The following is an 18057-nucleotide window of genomic DNA, read 5'->3' on the forward strand; positions in this document are numbered from 1 at the left end:
GGACGGCCACTCACCATCACGCCAACAAGGTGGAGCCCACCGCAGAAGGCACTGCGGCAGGCTCCTGATGGTTCACGGAGTGTCCGCCCCCAGTGTGTGTGGGAGCGGCCGCTCACCATCCGAAAAGACGCAAGATCCACCTCCTCCGGTACTTCACCATCCGAAGACGGAGTCGGTCCCAGCGGGTGGGCTTGCGGTGGCGTCCCATGGGCGCCCCCTTCCACGACGCCGCCCATAGGCCCGGGAGACGGCTCGTTCAGGAACTCGGGCCGGGCCCCGAGGGCCGGGGTCCGGAACGATGTCCTTGGAAATTCGCCTCGAAGGCAACCGTGCGCCCCCATCCCGCACCACGCGCCCTCGTGTCCGCGGGCCCGGCGGTCGGTCCGGGCATGCGAAAGGGGCCGGTCGTCTCACCCGAGTGAGTCGACCGGCCCCTGCCGTCGCGCTACGCGGCTGCTAGCGGCGGTGCACCGAGTCCGCGACCGTCACCTCGACGCGCTGGAACTCCTTGAGCTCGCTGTAGCCGGTGGTGGCCATCGCGCGGCGCAGGGCGCCGAAGAGGTTCATCGAGCCGTCGGGCGTGTGCGAGGGACCCGTCAGGACCTCCTCGATGGTGCCGACCGTGCCGAGGTCGACCTTCTTGCCGCGCGGCAGCTCCTCGTTGACGGCCTCCATGCCCCAGTGGTGGCCGCGGCCCGGCGCGTCGGTCGCGCGCGCGAGCGGGGAGCCCATCATCACCGAGTCGGCGCCGCAGGCGATCGCCTTGGCCAGGTCACCGGACCAGCCGACGCCGCCGTCCGCGATGACGTGCACGTACCGGCCGCCGGACTCGTCCATGTAGTCGCGGCGGGCCGCCGCCACGTCCGCCACGGCCGTCGCCATCGGGACCTGGATGCCCAGCACGTTGCGCGTGGTGTGCGCCGCGCCGCCGCCGAAGCCGACCAGGACGCCCGCCGCGCCGGTGCGCATCAGGTGCAGGGCCGCCGTGTATGTGGCGCAGCCGCCGACGATCACCGGGACGTCGAGCTCGTAGATGAACTGCTTCAGGTTCAGCGGCTCGTGCGAGCCGGACACGTGCTCCGCCGAGACCGTGGTGCCGCGGATGACGAAGATGTCCACGCCCGCGTCGACCACGGCCTTGGAGAACTGGGCGGTGCGCTGCGGGGAGAGCGCGGCCGCGGTGACCACGCCCGAGTCGCGCACCTCCTTGATGCGCTGCCCGATCAGCTCCTCTTTGATAGGGGCCGCGTAGATCTCCTGGAGGCGGCGGGTCGCGGTGTCCGCGTCCAGCTCGACGATCTCGTCGAGCAGCGGCTGCGGGTCCTCGTGCCGGGTCCACAGGCCCTCGAGGTTGAGGACGCCGAGGCCGCCGAGCTCGCCGATGCGGATCGCGGTGGCCGGGGAGACGACCGAGTCCATGGGGGCGGCCAGGAACGGCAGCTCGAAGCGGTAGGCGTCGATCTGCCAGGCGATCGAGACCTCCTTCGGGTCCCGCGTACGGCGGCTGGGGACGACGGCGATGTCGTCGAATGCGTACGCCCGGCGGCCGCGCTTGCCGCGCCCGATCTCGATCTCAGTCACGTGTGTGGCCTTTCCCTGATGCGTTGCAGCGTCTACCAGTATCGCCGACGGGTACGACAAGGGCGGCCCCGGAGTCTCCGGGGCCGCCCTTGGGATGCCTCACGCGCGCGTGCGGGTCACATGCGACCGTGCGACCGCTGCCGTCACTTGTTGCTGTAGTTCGGTGCCTCGACCGTCATCTGGATGTCGTGCGGGTGGCTCTCCTTGAGGCCCGCGGACGTGATGCGGACGAAGCGGCCCTTGGACTCCATCTCCTCGATGGTGGCGGCGCCCACATAGCCCATGGTCTGGCGCAGACCGCCGACCAGCTGGTGCAGCACGTTGCCCAGCGGGCCGCGATAGGGCACCTGGCCCTCGATGCCCTCGGGCACGAGCTTGTCGTCGGCCGCGACCTCCGCCTGGAAATAGCGGTCCTTGGAGTACGACTTGCCCTGGCCGCGGGACTGCATCGCGCCGAGCGAGCCCATGCCCCGGTAGGACTTGAACTGCTTGCCGTTGATGAACTGCAGCTCGCCCGGGGACTCCTCGCAGCCCGCGAGGAGGCTGCCCAGCATCACGGTGTCGGCGCCGGCGGCGAGCGCCTTGCCGATGTCGCCGGAGTACTGCAGGCCGCCGTCGCCGATCAGCGGAATGCCCGCCGGACGGGCCGCGAGGGACGCCTCGTAGATGGCCGTGACCTGCGGGACGCCGATACCGGCGACCACGCGGGTGGTGCAGATCGAGCCGGGTCCGACGCCGACCTTGATGCCGTCGACACCGGCGTCGATCAGGGCCTGCGCGCCGTCGCGGGTGGCGACGTTGCCGCCGATCACGTCGACCCGCACGCTCGACTTGATCTTCGACATCCAGCTGAGGGCGTTGCTGTTGTGGCCGTGCGAGGTGTCGACGACCAGGAAGTCCACGCCGGCCTCGGCGAGGGCCTGGGCGCGCTCCAGCGCCTCCGGGCTGGCCCCGACGGCGGCGCCGACGAGCAGGCGGCCCTCGGTGTCCTTGGCGGCATGGGGGTACTTCTCGGCCTTGACGAAGTCCTTGACGGTGATGAGGCCCATGAGGACGCCCGACCCGTCGACCAGCGGAAGCTTCTCGATCTTGTGGCGGCGCAGGAGCTCCATGGCGTCCGTGCCGGAGATGCCGACCTGGCCGGTGACCAACGGCATCGGGGTCATGACCTCGCGCACCTGACGGCTGCGGTCGGACTCGAAGGCCATGTCACGGTTGGTGACGATGCCGAGCAGCTTGCCGGCCGGGTCGGTGACCGGCACACCGCTGATGCGGAACTTGGCGCACAGGGCGTCGGCCTCGGCCAGCGTGGCGTCCGGGTGCACGGTGATCGGGTCGGTGACCATGCCGGACTCGGAGCGCTTCACGAGGTCGACCTGGTTGACCTGGTCCTCGATGGAGAGGTTGCGGTGGAGCACGCCGACGCCGCCCTGGCGGGCCATCGCGATCGCCATGCGGGACTCGGTCACCTTGTCCATCGCCGCGGACAGCAGCGGGATGTTGACCCGGACGTTGCGGGAGATGCGGGACGAGGTGTCGACCGCGTTGGGGAGCACCTCGGATGCCCCCGGTAGCAGCAGCACGTCGTCGTAGGTCAGCCCGAGTGTCGCGAATTTTCCGGGCACTCCGTCGACGTTCGCAGTCATGACACCTTCCCCAAATGGCCTTGATCGGTGCGGATGTCCATGCTAACGGGAAGCGCACCTCCCGAATTCCACGGTCGAGTGTGACTCCGGGCTTCGTATGTTCGTACGGAAACGGGGCGAACCCTGTTCAGCGGAGGGGCCTACTGCTCGGCGAGCGCCCGCAGTCTGCTCAGCGCGCGGTGCTGGGCCACCCGGACCGCTCCGGGTGACATTCCCAACATCTGGCCGGTTTCCTCGGCGGTGAGGCCGACCGCGATGCGCAACAGAAGCAGTTCCCGCTGGTTCTCGGGCAGGTTGGCCATGAGTTTCTTGGCCCATTCGGCATCGCTGCTGAGGAGGGCGCGCTCCTCGGGGCCGAGGGAGTCGTCCGGCCGCTCGGGCATCTCGTCGGACGGGACCGCCGTCGAGCCCGGGTGGCGCATGGCGGCGCGCTGGAGGTCCGCGACCTTGTGGGCGGCGATGGCGAAGACGAAGGCCTCGAAGGGCCTGCCGGTGTCCCGGTAGCGGGGCAGTGCGAGCAGGACCGCCACACAGACCTCCTGGGCGAGGTCCTCGACGAAGTGGCGCGCGTCGCCGGGCAGACGGGAGAGCCGGGTGCGGCAGTAGCGCAGCGCCAGCGGGTGGACATGGGCCAGCAGGTCATGGGTGGCCTGTTCGTCGCCGTCCACTGCGCGATGGACGAGTGCCCCGATCGTCCCCACGGCAGTGACCGCCTCGTCATCGCGCATCGGTCCATGGTGCACTGCGGCCGGACCGGCCGCGGCACCGTGCCCATCGTTGTGCACCGAAGCGTTATGAGCAGGTGCGCCGGAACTCATCCCCTGCGCCCTCCCCTTCCGCTCGACCGACTCGTCCCCGAGGAACTCCACACCTCAAGGATGCGGCATCGGCGGCGAAACGAGCAGCGGGCACCCGCCGAGACCGTGCCCCGGACCCGCCCGCGGCGCGGCGCAAGGAGGCCTCGCGGGGCCTCCGCACCACGTCTGAGCAGGGAAGTTCGCGCATGAGCCCGCTCCCTCACTGAATGACCGATGTCACCCCGAAGCCGACCCGATCCGCCGGACGGCCCAGGACCGTCCTGCGTCGGACGGGTCCGGGACCGCGGGGCCGGGCGGACGGGGACGATCCCCGGAGGGACGATCCCCGGGATCCCCGGAGGGACGATCCCTAGCGGACCAGCCCCCAGCGGAAGCCGAGCGCCACGGCGTGCGCGCGGTCCGAGGCGCCGAGTTTCTTGAACAGCCGTCGGGCGTGCGTCTTGACGGTGTCCTCGGAGAGGAACAGCTCACGGCCGATCTCCGCGTTGGAGCGGCCGTGGCTCATGCCTTCGAGCACCTGGATCTCACGCGCGGTGAGCGTGGGCGCCGCACCCATCTCGGCCGAGCGCAGCCGGCGCGGGGCGAGCCGCCAGGTCGGATCGGCGAGCGCCTGGGTGACGGTCGCGCGCAGTTCCGCGCGCGAGGCGTCCTTGTGCAGGTAGCCGCGGGCGCCGGCGGCGACCGCGAGGGCGACGCCGTCGAGGTCCTCGGCGACGGTCAGCATGATGATGCGCGCCCCGGGGTCGGCGGACAGCAGCCGCCGTACGGTCTCGACGCCGCCCAGTCCGGGCATGCGTACGTCCATCAGAATCAGGTCCGAGCGGTCGGCACCCCAGCGGCGGAGGACTTCCTCGCCGTTGGCCGCCGTCGTCACGCGCTCGACGCCGGGCACGGTCGCGACCGCGCGGCGGAGCGCCTCTCGGGCAAGCGGGGAGTCGTCGCAGACGAGGACGGATGTCATGGCCGCCCTCCGCAGCTGATGCGCGTCACCTTGTGCCTCCAGGCTGGTACGAATCGTCACCTGTGCGGTCGACCGTCTCGGACGCCTGCCCGAGCGTTTGTGTTTTCAACCGCCACCGCACTCTCAACGACGGTCACTCGAAAGAGTTACGGGGCTGCGTGCATTCTTCGGCACTCTACGTGAGGGTGCGGACACAGTGGAGGCAGCCACACGGACCCTCAAGCTTTCATCACAACCCATGCCCCGTTCGGCCCTATTTCTTCCCTTTTACTGGTGTCTGAGGCTAGATTCGCAATGAGTCATATTTTCATCTCCTTAGATCGTAGTTGTACGCTCGTGGGCACCGTATCCGCTCAACACGGCTACAAGGGGTCACGCAATGGCAGATTTCTCCCGCCTTCCCGGACCGAACGCGGACCTGTGGGACTGGCAGCTCCTGGCCGCCTGCCGCGGGGTGGACAGTTCGCTCTTCTTCCATCCGGAGGGTGAGCGCGGGGCGGCTCGGAGCGCTCGAGAGAACTCGGCCAAGGAGGTCTGCATGAGGTGCCCGGTCCGAGCGCAGTGCGCGGCGCACGCGCTGGCGGTACGCGAGCCGTACGGCGTGTGGGGCGGGTTGACCGAGGACGAGCGCGAAGAGCTCATGGGGCGGGCGCGCAACCGCCTGGTGTCGGCGTCGTCGGGCGCGAGAGACGCCGCTTCGAACACATGAAGGAACGTTTCTCCTGGACGGAGGGCACATAGACGGAGGGCACGCGCGCGTACCCTCCGCCTTTCACTGACGTCTCACTGACGTCTCACTGGCGCCTCACTGGCGCCTCACTCGCGTCTCACCGACGCCTCACTGCCGCGCCGCCGCCCACCCCAGCTGCTCCAGGGTGGCCGCCACCGCCGGGACCTGGGCCAGGTCCGGCAGGGTGAGCGCGACGATCTCCCGCCGCACCGCCGGTTCCAGCGTGAGCGCGCGAGCGCCACGCGGGCGTACGGACTCGATCGCGAGCTGGGGCAGGACGGCGACCCCGAGACCCGCGCCCACCAGACCGACCACCGCCGGGTAGTCGTCGGTCGCGAAGTCGATGCGGGGGGTGAAGCCCGCGCTCTCGCACACCTGGACCAGCTGGCCACGACAGCGCGGACAGCCGGCGATCCACGGCTCGGCGGCGAGATCGCCGATGGCGACGGACTCCCCGCGCGCGAGGGGGTGCCGCTCGGGTACGAGGGCGACCAACCGGTCCTTCAGCAACGGCCGTACGACCAGGTCGTCCCATTCTCCGTCGACGGCCCCGGCGGACCCGGCGGCCGCGCCGGCCTCGGTGTCGCGGCCGCCCGTCGCGCGTTCGTAGCGGAAGGCGAGGGCGATGTCGCAGTCCCCCTCGCGGAGCAGCTCGACCGACCGCGGCGGCTCGGCCTCCTCCAGGGAGACGCGGGTGCCGGGGTGGGCGGCGCGCAGGGCGGCGAGGGCGGTCGGGACCAGCGTCGAGCTGCCGCTGGGGAAGGAGACCAGGCGGACCCGGCCCGCCCGCAGTCCCGCGATCGCGGCGACCTCCTCCTCGGCGGCGGTCAGCCCGGACAGGATGCCGACCGCATGCCGGACGAGGGCCTCGCCCGCCTGGGTCAGCCGCATCTCGCGGCCGCTGCGGACCAGCAGGGGCGTGCCCACGGAGGCCTCCAGGGCCTTCATCTGCTGGCTGACGGCCGGCTGCGTGCAGCCCAGTTCGCGCCCGGCCGCCGAGAAGGAGCCGGTGGCGGCCACGGCACGCAGGACGCGGAGATGACGGGCCTCGATCATCCGTCGAGGATAGCCGACCATAAGCAAGTCTTGGGTCACGGCGCGAATAACGCGTCGACACTTTGATCCACATCGCCTACCGTTGCCGGTATGAGGCTTCTGTCTGTCAATCTGGGCCGCCCGAAGGCCGTGCCGTACACCGATCAGCCGCAGGGGCTGACCGGGATCGACAAGCAGCCGGTCGAGGGGGCGGTGCGGGTCTTCGCGCCCGGGCCGAAGGGGGAAGGCGGCAGCGGTCTGGCCGGGGACACGGTGTGCGACCTGCGCCATCACGGCGGGGACGACCAGGCGGTGTACGCCGTCGCGCGCGAGGACCTCGACGACTGGGGGCGCGAGCTGGGGCGCACGCTGGCCAACGGCGCGTTCGGCGAGAACCTCACCACCGAAGGGCTCGATGTCTCCGACGCGCGGATCGGCGAGCGCTGGCGGATCGGCGCCGAGGTGGTGCTGGAGGTGAGCGCCGGGCGGATCCCGTGCCGCACCTTCCAGGGCCACCTGGGCGAGGAGCGGTGGGTCAAGCGGTTCACGCAGAAGGCGGCGACGGGCGCGTACCTGCGGGTGATCGTGCCCGGTGAGATCCGCGCGGGGGACGCGGTGGAGATCGTCCATGTGCCGGAGCACGACGTGACGGCGCGGATGCAGTTCCGGGCCGTCACCACGAACCGGGAACTGCTGCCCCGGCTGCTCGCGGCGGGCGAGGCACTGCATCCGGAGGCGCTGGCGAACGCCCGCAAGCACGTCGAGAAGTACGGGGGTTGAAAGGACCTCACCGGAGGGGCCGCACGGGAGCGGCGCACACGCCGCCTTCACGTTCGGGAGGCCGCGTGCAGAGAACGGACGCGGACACTCCGGGTCACTAACCTTGCGGCATGACAACGGCTCTCATTACGGGTTCGACCGCGGGGATCGGCGCCGCGTTCGCGCGCAGACTGGCGGCGGACGGGCACGATCTCGTCCTCGTGGCACGGGACACCAAGCGGCTGCGCGAGCAGGCGACCGAGTTGCACGACCGGCACGGCATCGAGGCGGAGGTGCTGACGGCCGACCTGGCGACGGACGACGGCATCGAGAAGGTCGCCGCCCGGCTCGGCGACCGCAAGAACCCCGTCGACCTGCTGGTCAACAACGCCGGCTTCGGCAACAAGGGCCGCTACCTCGACGTCTCCATGGCCGACGAGCTGAAGATGCTCAAGGTGCACTGCGAGGCGGTGCTGCGGCTGACGTCCGCGGCGACGGCGGGGATGCGGGAGCGCGGGCGCGGGGGCGTCGTCAACGTGGCCTCGGTGGCGGCCTTCGTGCCGCGCGGGACGTACGGGGCGTCCAAGGCGTGGGTCGTGCAGTTCACGCAGGGCGCGGCGAAGGATCTGGCCGGTACGGGCGTCCGGCTGATGGCGCTGTGCCCCGGGTTCGTGCGCACGGAGTTCCACGAGCGGGCCGGGATGGGCACGGACAACATCCCGGGCTGGATGTGGCTGGACGCGGACAAGCTGGTCGCTGCGGCGCTGCACGATCTGGCGCGCGGGAAGTCGCTGTCGATCCCGGACCCGCGCTACAAGGCGCTGATGGGGCTGGTGAAGGTCACGCCGCGGTCGCTGCTGGGCGGGATCAGCTCGAAGACGGGGCGGAAGTACGGGCCTCAGTGACAGCCCGTGGGCAGTGGTCGGGTGACATCGGCGCTCCGGTGGGTAAATAGGACTCGAGGGAACCGGACCCAGGGGGGCCGGAGGCGGTGTCATGACGTTCGTGCAGCTCATCGACTGTAGGACCAGCCGGTTCGACGAGATGGATCGGCTGATGGACACATGGGTCGAACAGACCAAGGGGAAGCGGACGGCGACGCACGCGGTGGTCGGCAAGGACCGCTCCGACGCGTCGCACTTCATCGAGATCGTGGAGTTCCCGTCGTACGAGGAAGCGATGCGGAACTCGAACCTTCCGGAGACCGACAAGGTCTTCCGGGAGCTGGTGGCGCTGTGCGACGAGATGCCGACGTTCACGGATCTCGACGTCGTACGGGACGAGCAGTTGTACGCGGACACGGCTCGGCGGTTCTTCGAGACCATCGGCGCCCGGGGTGAGCTGCCGCCGCTCGACGGGCTGGTCGCCGAGGACTATCACGATCATGATCCCGCCAATGAGCAGGACACCATGGGGATGGACGCGATGCGGCGGGAGATCGAGCGGTGGCGGGGCGGCTTCGACTTCGCCTTCTCCCTGGACGACCAGTTCGGCGAGGGCGACCGCGTGTGCAACCGGTGGAGCTGGAGCGCGACCCACACGGGCGACTTCGTCGGGATCCCGGCGACCGGGCGGAAGGTCACCATGACCGGGACGACTGTCTTCCGGTGCCGGGAGGACGGAAAGATCGTCGAGGGCTGGTGGCAGTACGACCGGCTCGGGCTGATGGGGCAGCTGGGCGTGCTGGACGCGCTGGAGCAGTAGCGCGACCATGGAAGACGCTGAGGCCCGACGCCCCTTGTCTGCAGGGTGCCGGGCCTCAGTGGGCATGGGCGGCGATCGACGGCTGCTGGTGGTGGGCGGCTGGAGTTCCCGCTGTGCCGGTCCGACACGGCGGTCGACGCGTGTCGGACCACGGCGAAGGCCCGAGGTCCCTTTCGGGACTTCGGGCCTCGATACTGCCGGGTGTACCGACGCGGTGCGTCAGTGGGAGTGGCCGTGGCTGTGACCGCCGGCGGCCGGCTCTTCCTCTTCCTTCTTCTCGACGACCAGGGTCTCGGTCGTGAGGAGCAGGGAGGCGATGGAGGCGGCGTTCTCCAGGGCGGAGCGGGTGACCTTGACCGGGTCGATGACGCCGGCCTTGACCAGGTCGCCGTACTCGCCGGTGGCGGCGTTGAAGCCCTGGCCCTTGTCGAGCTCGGCGACCTTGGAGGTGATGACGTAACCCTCCAGGCCGGCGTTCTCGGCGATCCAGCGCAGCGGCTCGACGGCGGCCTTGCGGACCACGGCGACACCGGTGGCCTCGTCGCCGGTCTTGCCGAGGTTGCCCTCGAGGACCTTCACGGCGTGGACGAGCGCGGAGCCGCCACCGGAGACGATGCCCTCCTCGACCGCGGCGCGGGTCGCGGAGATGGCGTCCTCGAGACGGTGCTTCTTCTCCTTCAGCTCCACCTCGGTGGCGGCGCCGACCTTGATCACGCACACGCCGCCGGCCAGCTTCGCGAGGCGCTCCTGGAGCTTCTCGCGGTCCCAGTCGGAGTCCGTGTTCTCGATCTCGGCCTTGATCTGCGCGACGCGGCCCGTGACCTCGGAGGAGTCGCCGGCGCCGTCGACGACCGTGGTGTCGTCCTTGGTGACGGTGACGCGGCGGGCGGAGCCCAGCACGTCGACGCCGACCTGGTCGAGCTTGAGGCCGACCTCCTCGGAGATGACGGTGGCGCCGGTGAGGACGGCCAAGTCCTGGAGCATCGCCTTGCGACGGTCACCGAAGCCCGGGGCCTTGACGGCGACCGCGTTGAAGGTGCCGCGGATCTTGTTGACGACGAGGGTGGAGAGCGCCTCGCCCTCGAGGTCCTCGGCGATGATCAGCAGCGGCCGGGAGGAGTTGGTCTGGATGACCTTCTCCAGCAGCGGCAGCAGGTCGGAGATCGAGGAGATCTTGCCCTGGTTGATGAGGATGTAGGGGTCCTCGAGGACGGCCTCCATGCGCTCCTGGTCCGTCACGAAGTACGGCGACAGGTAGCCCTTGTCGAAGGCCATGCCCTCGGTGAAGTCCAGCTCCAGACCGAAGGTGTTGGACTCCTCGACGGTGATGACACCGTCCTTGCCGACCTTGTCCATCGCCTCGGCGATGAGCTCGCCGACCTGCGTGTCCTGGGCGGACAGCGCGGCGACGGCGGCGATGTCGGCCTTGTCCTCGATCGGGCGGGCCGAGGCGAGCAGCTCCTCGGAGACGGCCTTGACGGCGGCGTCGATGCCCTTCTTCAGGGAGGCCGGGGAGGCACCGGCGGCGACGTTCTTCAGGCCCTCGCGGACCAGCGCCTGCGCGAGCACGGTGGCGGTGGTGGTGCCGTCGCCCGCGATGTCGTTGGTCTTGGTCGCCACCTCCTTCACCAGCTGGGCGCCGAGGTTCTCGTACGGGTCGTCGAGCTCGACCTCACGGGCGATCGTGACACCGTCGTTGGTGATGGTGGGAGCGCCGAACTTCTTGTCGATGACGACGTTGCGGCCCTTGGGGCCGATCGTCACCTTGACCGTGTCGGCAAGCTTGTTGACGCCGCGCTCGAGGGCGCGACGGGCGTCCTCGTCGAACTTCAGGATCTTCGCCATGGGAGCGGTTCAGCCCTCTCGGAAAACGTGGGTGAAACGAACTGCGCCCCCAGCACCCGGCTTCACTGAGTCGCGGGGGCCGGGGGCGCAGTTCACTGCAAAACCGGGTGAATTACTTCTCGATGATCGCGAGCACGTCGCGAGCCGAGAGGACGAGGTACTCCTCGCCGTTGTACTTCACCTCGGTACCGCCGTACTTGCTGTACAGGACGACGTCGCCGACCTTGACGTCGAGCGGCAGGCGCTCGCCGTTCTCGAAGCGACCCGGACCAACGGCGAGGACGGCGCCCTCCTGGGGCTTCTCCTTCGCGGTGTCCGGGATGACCAGGCCAGAGGCGGTGGTCTGCTCGGCGTCGAGCGGCTGGACCACAATGCGGTCCTCGAGCGGCTTGATGGCAACCTTGGAGCTGGTGGTCGTCACGATCCGACCTCCCCCTTCGGAGATCTCACGGGGCTAACTGTCTGAGGTGGCGACCAGGTGGATCCGTCGTCGCGGGTGCCGGACCTGCCCGTCGCTATTGGCACTCTCCAGGGGTGAGTGCCAGAAGCGAGACTATGACCGCGGTTAGCACTCGGTCAAGCGGAGTGCCAATGCCCGCGGCGCGTCGGCGGGAAATCGGCCCTGGAGGGGCCTTGTCCTCAAGCTCCGGACGGGCTGAAAGACAGACACCCGCCTCGCGCCGGAAAGTGCTCTCAGACGTAGTCCTCCAACCGCCCCACCGTCAGGCCCTGCTCCTGTACCCGTCGCAGGAGTCGGGTCGTGCGTTCTCTCAGGCCGGGGCCCGGCGACTCGTCCGGGGCCACGGCGATGATGTCGCCGGGGTGGAGGTGGTGCGGGCCGTGGGTGTAGGCGAGGTCGGCGGGGCCCATCGAGACGCGCCACAGGACGATCGCCGTGATGCCGCAGTCGGCGGCGGCGCGGCGGGTGGTGGTGTCGTAGACGCCGTACGGCGGGCGGAAGAGGCGGGGGCGCAGGCCGAAGCGGGCGCGGAGTTTGTCCTGCTGGCCGCAGATCTCGGCGCGCTGGCCGGCGTAGGGCAGGCCGCGCAGGGCCGGGTGGTCCAGGGTGTGGTTCTGGATGTTCGCGCCGACCGACTGCAGCCGGGCGAAGTGCGCGTAGCCCGGGCCCACCACGCTGTCCGTGAGGAACATGCTCACCGGGAGGCGCAGTTCGCGGACCATGTCGATGAAGCGGGGGTCGCGCTCGGCGCCGTCGTCGTAGGTGAGGAAGACGACCTTGTCGGCGGTCGGGATGCGGTCGACGACCGGGGGGAGGGCCGCGCCCGGGCTGCCCGCCTGCGAACGGGACGGGTCCTTCGGGGCCGGGGCGAGCGGGGCCGTCAGGCCCCAGCGGCGGTAGGGGGCGGGCTCGGCCGGGCCGGGCGGATGCACCCGGGCGGCGGCCTTCTTGCCCAGCCGTTCGATGGGGTCGACGGACTGGGCGCAGCCGGTCAGGGTCGTCGTCGCCAGAACCGTCGCCAGAGCCGTCGCCAGGATCAGCCGTACGGTCGTCGGGCCCCGCCGCGTCCTCACAGGTAGTCCTCCAGCCGGGCCACCGCGTACCCCTTGTCCGTGACCTTGTTCAGGAAGCGGCGGACCATGTCGGGCATCGAGCCCTTCCAGTCCTTGCGGCCGCGGAAGTGGCTCAGGACGATGTCGCCGGGGTGGAGGTCCTGGTCCCACTCGCGGTACTCCCAGTGGTCGACGAAGACCTCCTCCGCCCAGAGCGGGGCGTAGCGCACGCCGCAGGTCTTCGCGGCGCGCAGGCTGTCCTGGTCGTAGTTGCCGTACGGCGGCCGGAAGAGGGCGGGGCGCTCGCCGTAGCGCTTCTCGATCACGTCCTGCATGCCGCAGATCTCGCGCTTCTGGCGGGCGTAGGAGAGGGCGGGCAGGTAGGGGTGGTGGAGGGTGTGGTTGTTCAGGCCCACGCCCAGATCCCGCATCTTCTTGAAGTAGCCGTAGTCGTCCTTGACCAGGTAGTCGCTGAGGAACGCGGTGTACGGGATCTTCAGCTCGCTCATCATGCGCAGGAACGCGGGGTCCTTCTCGGCGCCGTCGTCGATGGTGAGGAACACGATCCTGTCCTTGGTCGGGATCGTCGTGAAGACCGGCGGGAGACCGAGTTCCTCGTGGTCGGCGACCTCGAAGCCCTTGCGGGTCGTGATCTCCGGCTTGTGCGCGGGCGGCGCGGGAGGTGTCAGCGGGACCTTCTTCAGGCCCCAGCGCCGCGCGGCGGCCACCCGGGCCTGCTGGGCGGCGCGGAGCCGGGCGGCGTACGAGTGCAGGGCGCGGGCGGGCGGCGCGGCGGACTCCGCCTGCTCGGGCGGCTGGCCCGGCGCGGGGCTGGCTCCCTTGCCCACCCCGCCGCTGCCCACCCCGCCGCCGGCCCCTCCCCCGGCCCCCGCGCAGCCCGTCGCGATCGAGGCCAGGGCGAGGAGGCCGACGACAGTCCTGAGACCGGCAGGCCTGAGACCGGTACTCCGGATGCGCGTCCGAGCGCGGAGGCCCTGAAAACGTCCGCACTTGTCATCATCTTGTACGACAGATCCCATGGCGCCGGATCCTCGCAGCCACCGACCCGGAAGCCCGCCCGACACCGCCGCCGAAGCGTCCACCGTCCACCGACTGGCCCACAGCGGCTGCCGGGGTGGCCGACAATGGCCTGGTGAACGACCTCGCTCCCCTCCTCACCCCCGAGGGCCGCGCCCTCCTCGACCTGGTGCGCGGCACCGCCCCCGCCGACGAGCTCGGCGTCGCCACGCGGTTGCGGCGCGAGCATCCCGCCGAACTGGTGTCCGCGGCGCTCGGTCAGGCGCGGCTGCGGCAGCGGGCGGCGGTGAAGTTCGGGGCCGAGGACGCGGAGCGGATGTTCTTCACGCCCAACGGGGTGGAGCAGTCGACGCGGGCGAGCGTCGCCGCATACCGGGCCGAGTGTTTCCATGCGGTGGGCATCCGCTCCGTCGCCGACCTGTGCTGCGGGATCGGCGGGGACGCCATCGCGCTCGCCCGGGCCGGGATCCGGGTGCTGGCCGTGGACCGGGATCCGCTGACGGCGGCGGCGGCCCGGGCCAACGCCGAGGCACTCGGGCTCGATGACCTCATCGAGGTGCGGGAAGCGGACGTCACCGAGGTGGACACCGGCGGCTACGACGCCGTCTTCGTCGATCCGGCGCGCAGGGGCGGACGCGGGCGCGTCTTCGATCCGGAGAGCTACTCGCCGCCGTTGTCGTGGGCCGTCGAGGCCGCCCGCAAGGCGCCGTGCGGCGTACTGAAGATCGCGCCGGGCATCCCCCACGAGGCGATCCCCGCGGATGCCGAGGCCGAGTGGGTCTCGGACAGGGGCGACGTCAAGGAAGCCATGCTGTGGTTCGGCGCGCGAGTGACGCCCGGTGCCCGGCGGGCGATGCTGTTGCCCTCGCAGGCCGGGGTGTGGGCCTCGCCCGCCACCATGCTGCCCGACCCCCGGGTCCGCCCCGTCGGACGGTACTTGTACGAACCCGACGGCGCCGTCATCCGGGCTCACCTCGTCGCCGAGGTGGCCGCGGGCCTGGAGGGCGGGCTGATCGACCCCACCATCGCCTACGTCACCGCGGACGAGCTGCACGTGACCCCGTACGCCTCCGCCTATGAGATCACCGATCAACTCCCGTTCAACGTCAAGAAGTTGAAGGCGCTGTTGCGGGAGCGGGAGGTGGGGATCCTGACCGTGAAGAAGCGGGGGTCGGCGGTGGAACCGGAGGAACTGCGCAGGAAGGCGCTGCCCAAGGCGCACGGGCGGAACTCGGCGACCGTGTTCATGACCCGGGTCGCGGGGGCGCCGACGATGTTGATCGGACGGCCGGTCTAGGGGGCTTCTGATGGATCTCCGTGGGAGAAGGAGCGGCGTTCGGTGCGTGCTCTCGGTGTGCCGGGCGAGAGTCCTCGTAGCGGAGCTACTAGGGCTTTCGCCCGGTGCGGCGAGAGTGCGTGCCGGGCGTCGCGACGCCGCGGAGATCCATCAGAAGCCCCCTAGGGCCTGTCCGGCCCTGGTCGGCCTCTTCGGCCCGGCGCAGCAGGAGTTGCCGTTCCCGTTCGTTGCGGGCCAGCGACGCCGCCCGGGTGAACTCCGCCTTCGCCTCCGTCGCCCGGCCGAGGCGCAGCAGCAGGTCGCCGCGGACGCTTGGCAGCAAGTGGTAGTCGCGCAGGGCGGGTTCGGCGGCGAGGGCGTCGACGACGGCCAGGGCCGGGGCCGGGCCCTCCGTCATCGAGATCGCCACCGCGCGGTTCAACTCCACGACAGGGGACGGGGATCGGGCGGCGAGGAGCCCGTACAGGGTGGCGATCGTCGGCCAGTCGGTCTCGTCGTAGGTGTAGGCGTGTGCGTGGCAGGCGGCGATGGCTGCCTGGAGGGCGTACGGGCCGGGGGCGCCGGTGGCTGTGGCGTCGGCGCGGTTCAGGGCGGTGATGCCGCGGGCGATGAGCAGGCGGTTCCAGCGGCGGCGGTTCTGGTCCTTGAGGAGGACGGGGTCGCCGTCCGGGCCGGTACGGGCGGCCGAGCGGGACGCCTGGAACTCCAGCAGGGAGGCCAGGGCGTGCACTTCGGGTTCCTTCGGCATCAGCCCGCTCAGGAGGCGCGCCAGGCGCAGGGCGTCCTCGCAGAGGCTCGGGCGCAGCCAGTCGTCGCCCCCCGTCGCCGCGTACCCCTCGTTGAAGATGAGGTAGATGACGTCGAGGACGGAGCCGAGCCGGGCCCCGCGGTCGGGGCCGTAGGGGACCTCGAAGGCGACGTTCCTGGTGGCCAGGGTGCGTTTGGCGCGGACGATGCGCTGGGCGACCGTCGGTTCGGGGACCAGGCAGGCGCGGGCGATCTCGGCGGTGGTCAGGCCGCCGAGGAGGCGGAGGGTCAGGGCGGTGCGGGCCTCGGCGGACAGGACCGGGTGGCAGGCGGTGAAGACGAGCCGGAGGAGGTCGTCGTCGATGTCGTCGGGGTCGGCGGGCTCCTCCGGCGGGGGCGTGTCCGACAGGTCCCGGCCGATCTCGGCGAGCTTGCGGGCGTAGTTCTCCCGGCGCCGGATCAGGTCGACGGCGCGGTGCCGGGCGGTGGCCGTCAGCCAGGCGCCCGGATTGTCGGGCACGCCGTCCCGCGGCCACTGCTCCAGCGCGGCGACCAGCGCGTCCTGCGCGAGTTCCTCGGCGATGCCGACGTCGCGGACCGTGCGGGCGACGGCCGCGATGACACGGGGCGACTCGAGCCGGAAAACGGTCTCGACGACGGTACGGGAATCGGTGGCGGTACGGGAATCGGTGGCGGTACGGGAATCGGTGGCGGTACGGGGGTCCGAGGCAGGCTGTCGTTCCACAGCCCACCATCGAACACCCGGAGCGCGTTCAGACCAAGAAAGGCTCGACCGGAGGGCTCAGCCCTCGGCGATCTCCCGCACCTCGCAGGTCACCGTCCAGAACTCCTCGTGGACCTTCAGGAAGCGCTTCGTCCACTCGAGGGCCTCGGCCATGTCCTTGCACTGCATGAGCGCGTAACCGCCGACGACCTCCTTGGACTCGGTGAAGGGTCCGTCGGTGACGGAGATCTTCCCGCCCTCCCAGTGCACACGGGCGCCCTGCGCGGAGGGGGTGAGCCCGGCGGTGTCGAGCATGACGCCCGCCTTGGTGATCTCCTCGATCAGCTCGCCCATCCGCTGCATCAGCTCGGGGCTGGGGCCCTCCGCGGGGGCGTCGGCCTCGTCGATCTTCACAAGCGACAGGTAGCGGGGCATGGTGACTCCTCGGGTCCGGCGGGCCGGGTCCTTCCCGGCCTCTCACCCCTGCGTCGAACGGGAGACGGCCGGATCGACACCCTCGCCGGAAATTTCCGAGGAGATTTCCCGCTACCGGAGCGACTCCCACAGCTCGCTCGCCGCCGGTTCCTGCGCCACCACCCGGTTGGGGTCGGACGGGGCCGTCACCACCGGCACGGTGACCGTCTCGACCCGGTCGGCCGTCAGGCTCTTGAGGCTCTGGCCGAGTTCCATCAGTTCGGAGAGGGAGTTCAGGCCGGTGTCGGTGGTCAGGCTGCCGGTGATCGCGTCGGCGACCTCGTAGAGCTTGGCCGGGCTGGTCAGCAGGTTCGTCGAGGCGATCTGCTCCAGCAGGGCCTTCACCAGCTTCTGCTGGAGTCCTATCCGGCCGAGGTCGCTGCCGTCGCCTATGCCGTGCCGGGTGCGGGCCAGGGCGAGAGCCTGGGCGCCGTCGAGGTGATGGGTGCCGGCCGCGAGCTTCAGGTGGCTGTCGTCGTCGTCGATGTCTTGGTCCGTCGTCACCGTGACGCCCCCGAGGGCGTCCACCAGTTCGGCGAAGCCCGAGAAGTCGACCTCGATGTAGTGGTCCATACGGACGTCCGTGATCGACTCGACCGTCTTGACGGCGCACACCGGACCGCCCACCGAGTAGGCGGTGTTGAACATGACGCCGTACGCCACCGCCGTCGAGCCGCCGTCGGCCAGTGGGCAGGAGGGGCGGGTGACGAGGGTGTCGCGCGGGATGCTGACGACCGTGGCCGTCGTGCGGCCGGCGTCGATGTGCACGACCATCGCCGTGTCGGAGCGGGCGCCCTCGCTGTCGCCGCCGCCGAGTTCCTGGTTCTCGGCGCCGCTGCGCGAGTCCGAGCCCAGGACGAGGATGTTCACCGCCTCGGTGGGCAGCGCGGCGGCGGAGGCCGAACCGGACGGGGTCGGGGTGGCGACCGCCTTGGCGGGGCGGTTGTCGCCGAGCGCCTGGTCGATGTCGACGCTTCGGATGTTGTCGTCGAGGTGCCAGTAGACCCAGCCCGCCGACCCGATGCCGAGCACCAGGACGGCGGCCAGGGTGACGCCGGCGGCCTTCAGCACTCTCGACCGCCGGCCCGCTCTTCTGCCGTCCTCGCCGCGTTCCTCGTGTCCCGTCACGGGGAGGAACGTAGGTCCGAATTATGAGCGGACTGTTAGGACGGCGAAGGCAAGGCAG

At 70.6% G+C, this 18057-nt stretch carries 17 protein-coding genes; 5 read left to right on the forward strand and 12 right to left on the reverse strand.

The annotated features are described in order from the left end of the window. Positions 1 to 456 precede the first annotated feature (456 nt). The 4 genes from AB0J04_RS24345 to AB0J04_RS24360 form a co-directional block, all read right to left on the reverse strand. Complete coding sequence (locus tag AB0J04_RS24345; protein ID WP_329220292.1) at positions 457 to 1581, reverse strand: GuaB3 family IMP dehydrogenase-related protein; 1125 nt, start codon at positions 1579 to 1581, stop codon at positions 457 to 459. Between the two features lie 143 nt (positions 1582 to 1724). Continuing rightward, complete coding sequence (guaB, locus tag AB0J04_RS24350) at positions 1725 to 3227, reverse strand: IMP dehydrogenase (protein ID WP_363170656.1); 1503 nt, start codon at positions 3225 to 3227, stop codon at positions 1725 to 1727. Between the two features lie 140 nt (positions 3228 to 3367). After that, positions 3368 to 3955: a sigma-70 family RNA polymerase sigma factor gene (locus AB0J04_RS24355; RefSeq protein WP_057584634.1), complete on the reverse strand. Its 588-nt coding sequence runs from the start codon at positions 3953 to 3955 to the stop codon at positions 3368 to 3370. A 439-nt stretch (positions 3956 to 4394) separates the two neighbouring features. Then, positions 4395 to 5006 carry a response regulator transcription factor gene (locus tag AB0J04_RS24360; protein ID WP_003948568.1) on the reverse strand — a complete coding sequence of 204 codons (612 nt, stop codon included), beginning with the start codon at positions 5004 to 5006 and terminating at the stop codon, positions 4395 to 4397. A 379-nt stretch (positions 5007 to 5385) separates the two neighbouring features. On the opposite strand from AB0J04_RS24360, the gene AB0J04_RS24365 reads away from it, so the two are divergent. Beyond that, positions 5386 to 5715 carry a WhiB family transcriptional regulator gene (locus AB0J04_RS24365; RefSeq protein ID WP_109003076.1) on the forward strand — a complete coding sequence of 110 codons (330 nt, stop codon included), beginning with the start codon at positions 5386 to 5388 and terminating at the stop codon, positions 5713 to 5715. Between the two features lie 129 nt (positions 5716 to 5844). Here the strand turns inward: AB0J04_RS24365 and AB0J04_RS24370 are convergent, their stop codons facing one another. Then, entirely contained in the window at positions 5845 to 6792 is a 948-nt protein-coding gene (locus AB0J04_RS24370) for a LysR family transcriptional regulator (RefSeq protein WP_363170657.1), read from the reverse strand. Positions 6793 to 6882: 90 nt separating this feature from the next. Here AB0J04_RS24370 and AB0J04_RS24375 point away from each other — a divergent pair, with 90 nt between their 5' ends. The 3 genes from AB0J04_RS24375 to AB0J04_RS24385 all read left to right on the forward strand — a co-directional run bounded on the left by AB0J04_RS24375 (position 6883) and on the right by AB0J04_RS24385 (position 9234). Then, the gene (locus AB0J04_RS24375) at positions 6883 to 7551 is read left to right on the forward strand and encodes an MOSC domain-containing protein (RefSeq protein ID WP_363170658.1); all 669 of its coding nucleotides are present in this window, start codon (positions 6883 to 6885) and stop codon (positions 7549 to 7551) included. Positions 7552 to 7661: 110 nt separating this feature from the next. Beyond that, positions 7662 to 8435 (forward strand): SDR family oxidoreductase, encoded by a 774-nt coding sequence (locus AB0J04_RS24380; RefSeq protein WP_363170659.1) that lies wholly within the window; start codon positions 7662 to 7664, stop codon positions 8433 to 8435. Positions 8436 to 8526: 91 nt separating this feature from the next. Next, positions 8527 to 9234, forward strand: a complete 708-nt coding sequence (locus AB0J04_RS24385) for an ester cyclase (protein ID WP_363170660.1) — start codon at positions 8527 to 8529, stop codon at positions 9232 to 9234. 219 nt (positions 9235 to 9453) lie between these two features. Here AB0J04_RS24385 and groL read toward each other — a convergent pair whose 3' ends face one another. The 4 genes from groL to AB0J04_RS24405 all read right to left on the reverse strand — a co-directional run bounded on the left by groL (position 9454) and on the right by AB0J04_RS24405 (position 13454). Next, the gene (gene groL, locus AB0J04_RS24390) at positions 9454 to 11079 is read right to left on the reverse strand and encodes a chaperonin GroEL (protein ID WP_363170661.1); all 1626 of its coding nucleotides are present in this window, start codon (positions 11077 to 11079) and stop codon (positions 9454 to 9456) included. Between the two features lie 112 nt (positions 11080 to 11191). Next, positions 11192 to 11500 (reverse strand): co-chaperone GroES, encoded by a 309-nt coding sequence (gene groES / locus AB0J04_RS24395; RefSeq protein ID WP_020132158.1) that lies wholly within the window; start codon positions 11498 to 11500, stop codon positions 11192 to 11194. Between the two features lie 272 nt (positions 11501 to 11772). Continuing rightward, positions 11773 to 12612 carry a polysaccharide deacetylase family protein gene (locus AB0J04_RS24400; protein ID WP_363170662.1) on the reverse strand — a complete coding sequence of 280 codons (840 nt, stop codon included), beginning with the start codon at positions 12610 to 12612 and terminating at the stop codon, positions 11773 to 11775. Next, positions 12609 to 13454 carry a polysaccharide deacetylase family protein gene (locus AB0J04_RS24405; RefSeq protein WP_363170663.1) on the reverse strand — a complete coding sequence of 282 codons (846 nt, stop codon included), beginning with the start codon at positions 13452 to 13454 and terminating at the stop codon, positions 12609 to 12611. The genes AB0J04_RS24400 and AB0J04_RS24405 overlap by 4 nt, the downstream gene beginning before the upstream one ends. 290 nt (positions 13455 to 13744) lie before the next feature. Between AB0J04_RS24405 and AB0J04_RS24410 the strand changes: the two genes are divergently transcribed. Next, on the forward strand, positions 13745 to 14926 hold the full coding sequence (locus AB0J04_RS24410; protein ID WP_363170664.1) for a methyltransferase domain-containing protein: 1182 nt from the start codon (positions 13745 to 13747) through the stop codon (positions 14924 to 14926). Between the two features lie 88 nt (positions 14927 to 15014). Here AB0J04_RS24410 and AB0J04_RS24415 read toward each other — a convergent pair whose 3' ends face one another. The 3 genes from AB0J04_RS24415 to AB0J04_RS24425 all read right to left on the reverse strand — a co-directional run bounded on the left by AB0J04_RS24415 (position 15015) and on the right by AB0J04_RS24425 (position 17999). After that, a complete protein-coding gene (locus AB0J04_RS24415) occupies positions 15015 to 16418 on the reverse strand; it encodes a sigma-70 family RNA polymerase sigma factor (RefSeq protein ID WP_363170665.1) in 1404 nt (467 codons plus the stop codon). A 57-nt stretch (positions 16419 to 16475) separates the two neighbouring features. Next, complete coding sequence (locus AB0J04_RS24420; RefSeq protein ID WP_363170666.1) at positions 16476 to 16832, reverse strand: YciI family protein; 357 nt, start codon at positions 16830 to 16832, stop codon at positions 16476 to 16478. Between the two features lie 111 nt (positions 16833 to 16943). Further along, positions 16944 to 17999 (reverse strand): LCP family protein, encoded by a 1056-nt coding sequence (locus AB0J04_RS24425; RefSeq protein WP_363170667.1) that lies wholly within the window; start codon positions 17997 to 17999, stop codon positions 16944 to 16946. Positions 18000 to 18057: the final 58 nt, after the last annotated feature.

Source organism: Streptomyces sp. NPDC050263, assembly GCF_040655955.1.
Lineage (GTDB): Bacteria > Actinomycetota > Actinomycetes > Streptomycetales > Streptomycetaceae > Streptomyces.

Excerpts from the sequence above, each read along its gene's own strand:
- guaB (WP_363170656.1), bottom strand. The coding sequence starts at position 3,227 with ATGACTGCGAACGTCGACGGAGTGCCCGGAAAATTCGCGACACTCGGG.
- AB0J04_RS24355 (WP_057584634.1), bottom strand. The coding sequence starts at position 3,955 with ATGCGCGATGACGAGGCGGTCACTGCCGTGGGGACGATCGGGGCACTC.
- AB0J04_RS24360 (WP_003948568.1), bottom strand. The coding sequence starts at position 5,006 with ATGACATCCGTCCTCGTCTGCGACGACTCCCCGCTTGCCCGAGAGGCG.
- AB0J04_RS24365 (WP_109003076.1), top strand. The coding sequence starts at position 5,386 with ATGGCAGATTTCTCCCGCCTTCCCGGACCGAACGCGGACCTGTGGGAC.
- AB0J04_RS24370 (WP_363170657.1), bottom strand. The coding sequence starts at position 6,792 with ATGATCGAGGCCCGTCATCTCCGCGTCCTGCGTGCCGTGGCCGCCACC.
- AB0J04_RS24375 (WP_363170658.1), top strand. The coding sequence starts at position 6,883 with ATGAGGCTTCTGTCTGTCAATCTGGGCCGCCCGAAGGCCGTGCCGTAC.
- AB0J04_RS24380 (WP_363170659.1), top strand. The coding sequence starts at position 7,662 with ATGACAACGGCTCTCATTACGGGTTCGACCGCGGGGATCGGCGCCGCG.
- AB0J04_RS24385 (WP_363170660.1), top strand. The coding sequence starts at position 8,527 with ATGACGTTCGTGCAGCTCATCGACTGTAGGACCAGCCGGTTCGACGAG.
- groL (WP_363170661.1), bottom strand. The coding sequence starts at position 11,079 with ATGGCGAAGATCCTGAAGTTCGACGAGGACGCCCGTCGCGCCCTCGAG.
- AB0J04_RS24420 (WP_363170666.1), bottom strand. The coding sequence starts at position 16,832 with ATGCCCCGCTACCTGTCGCTTGTGAAGATCGACGAGGCCGACGCCCCC.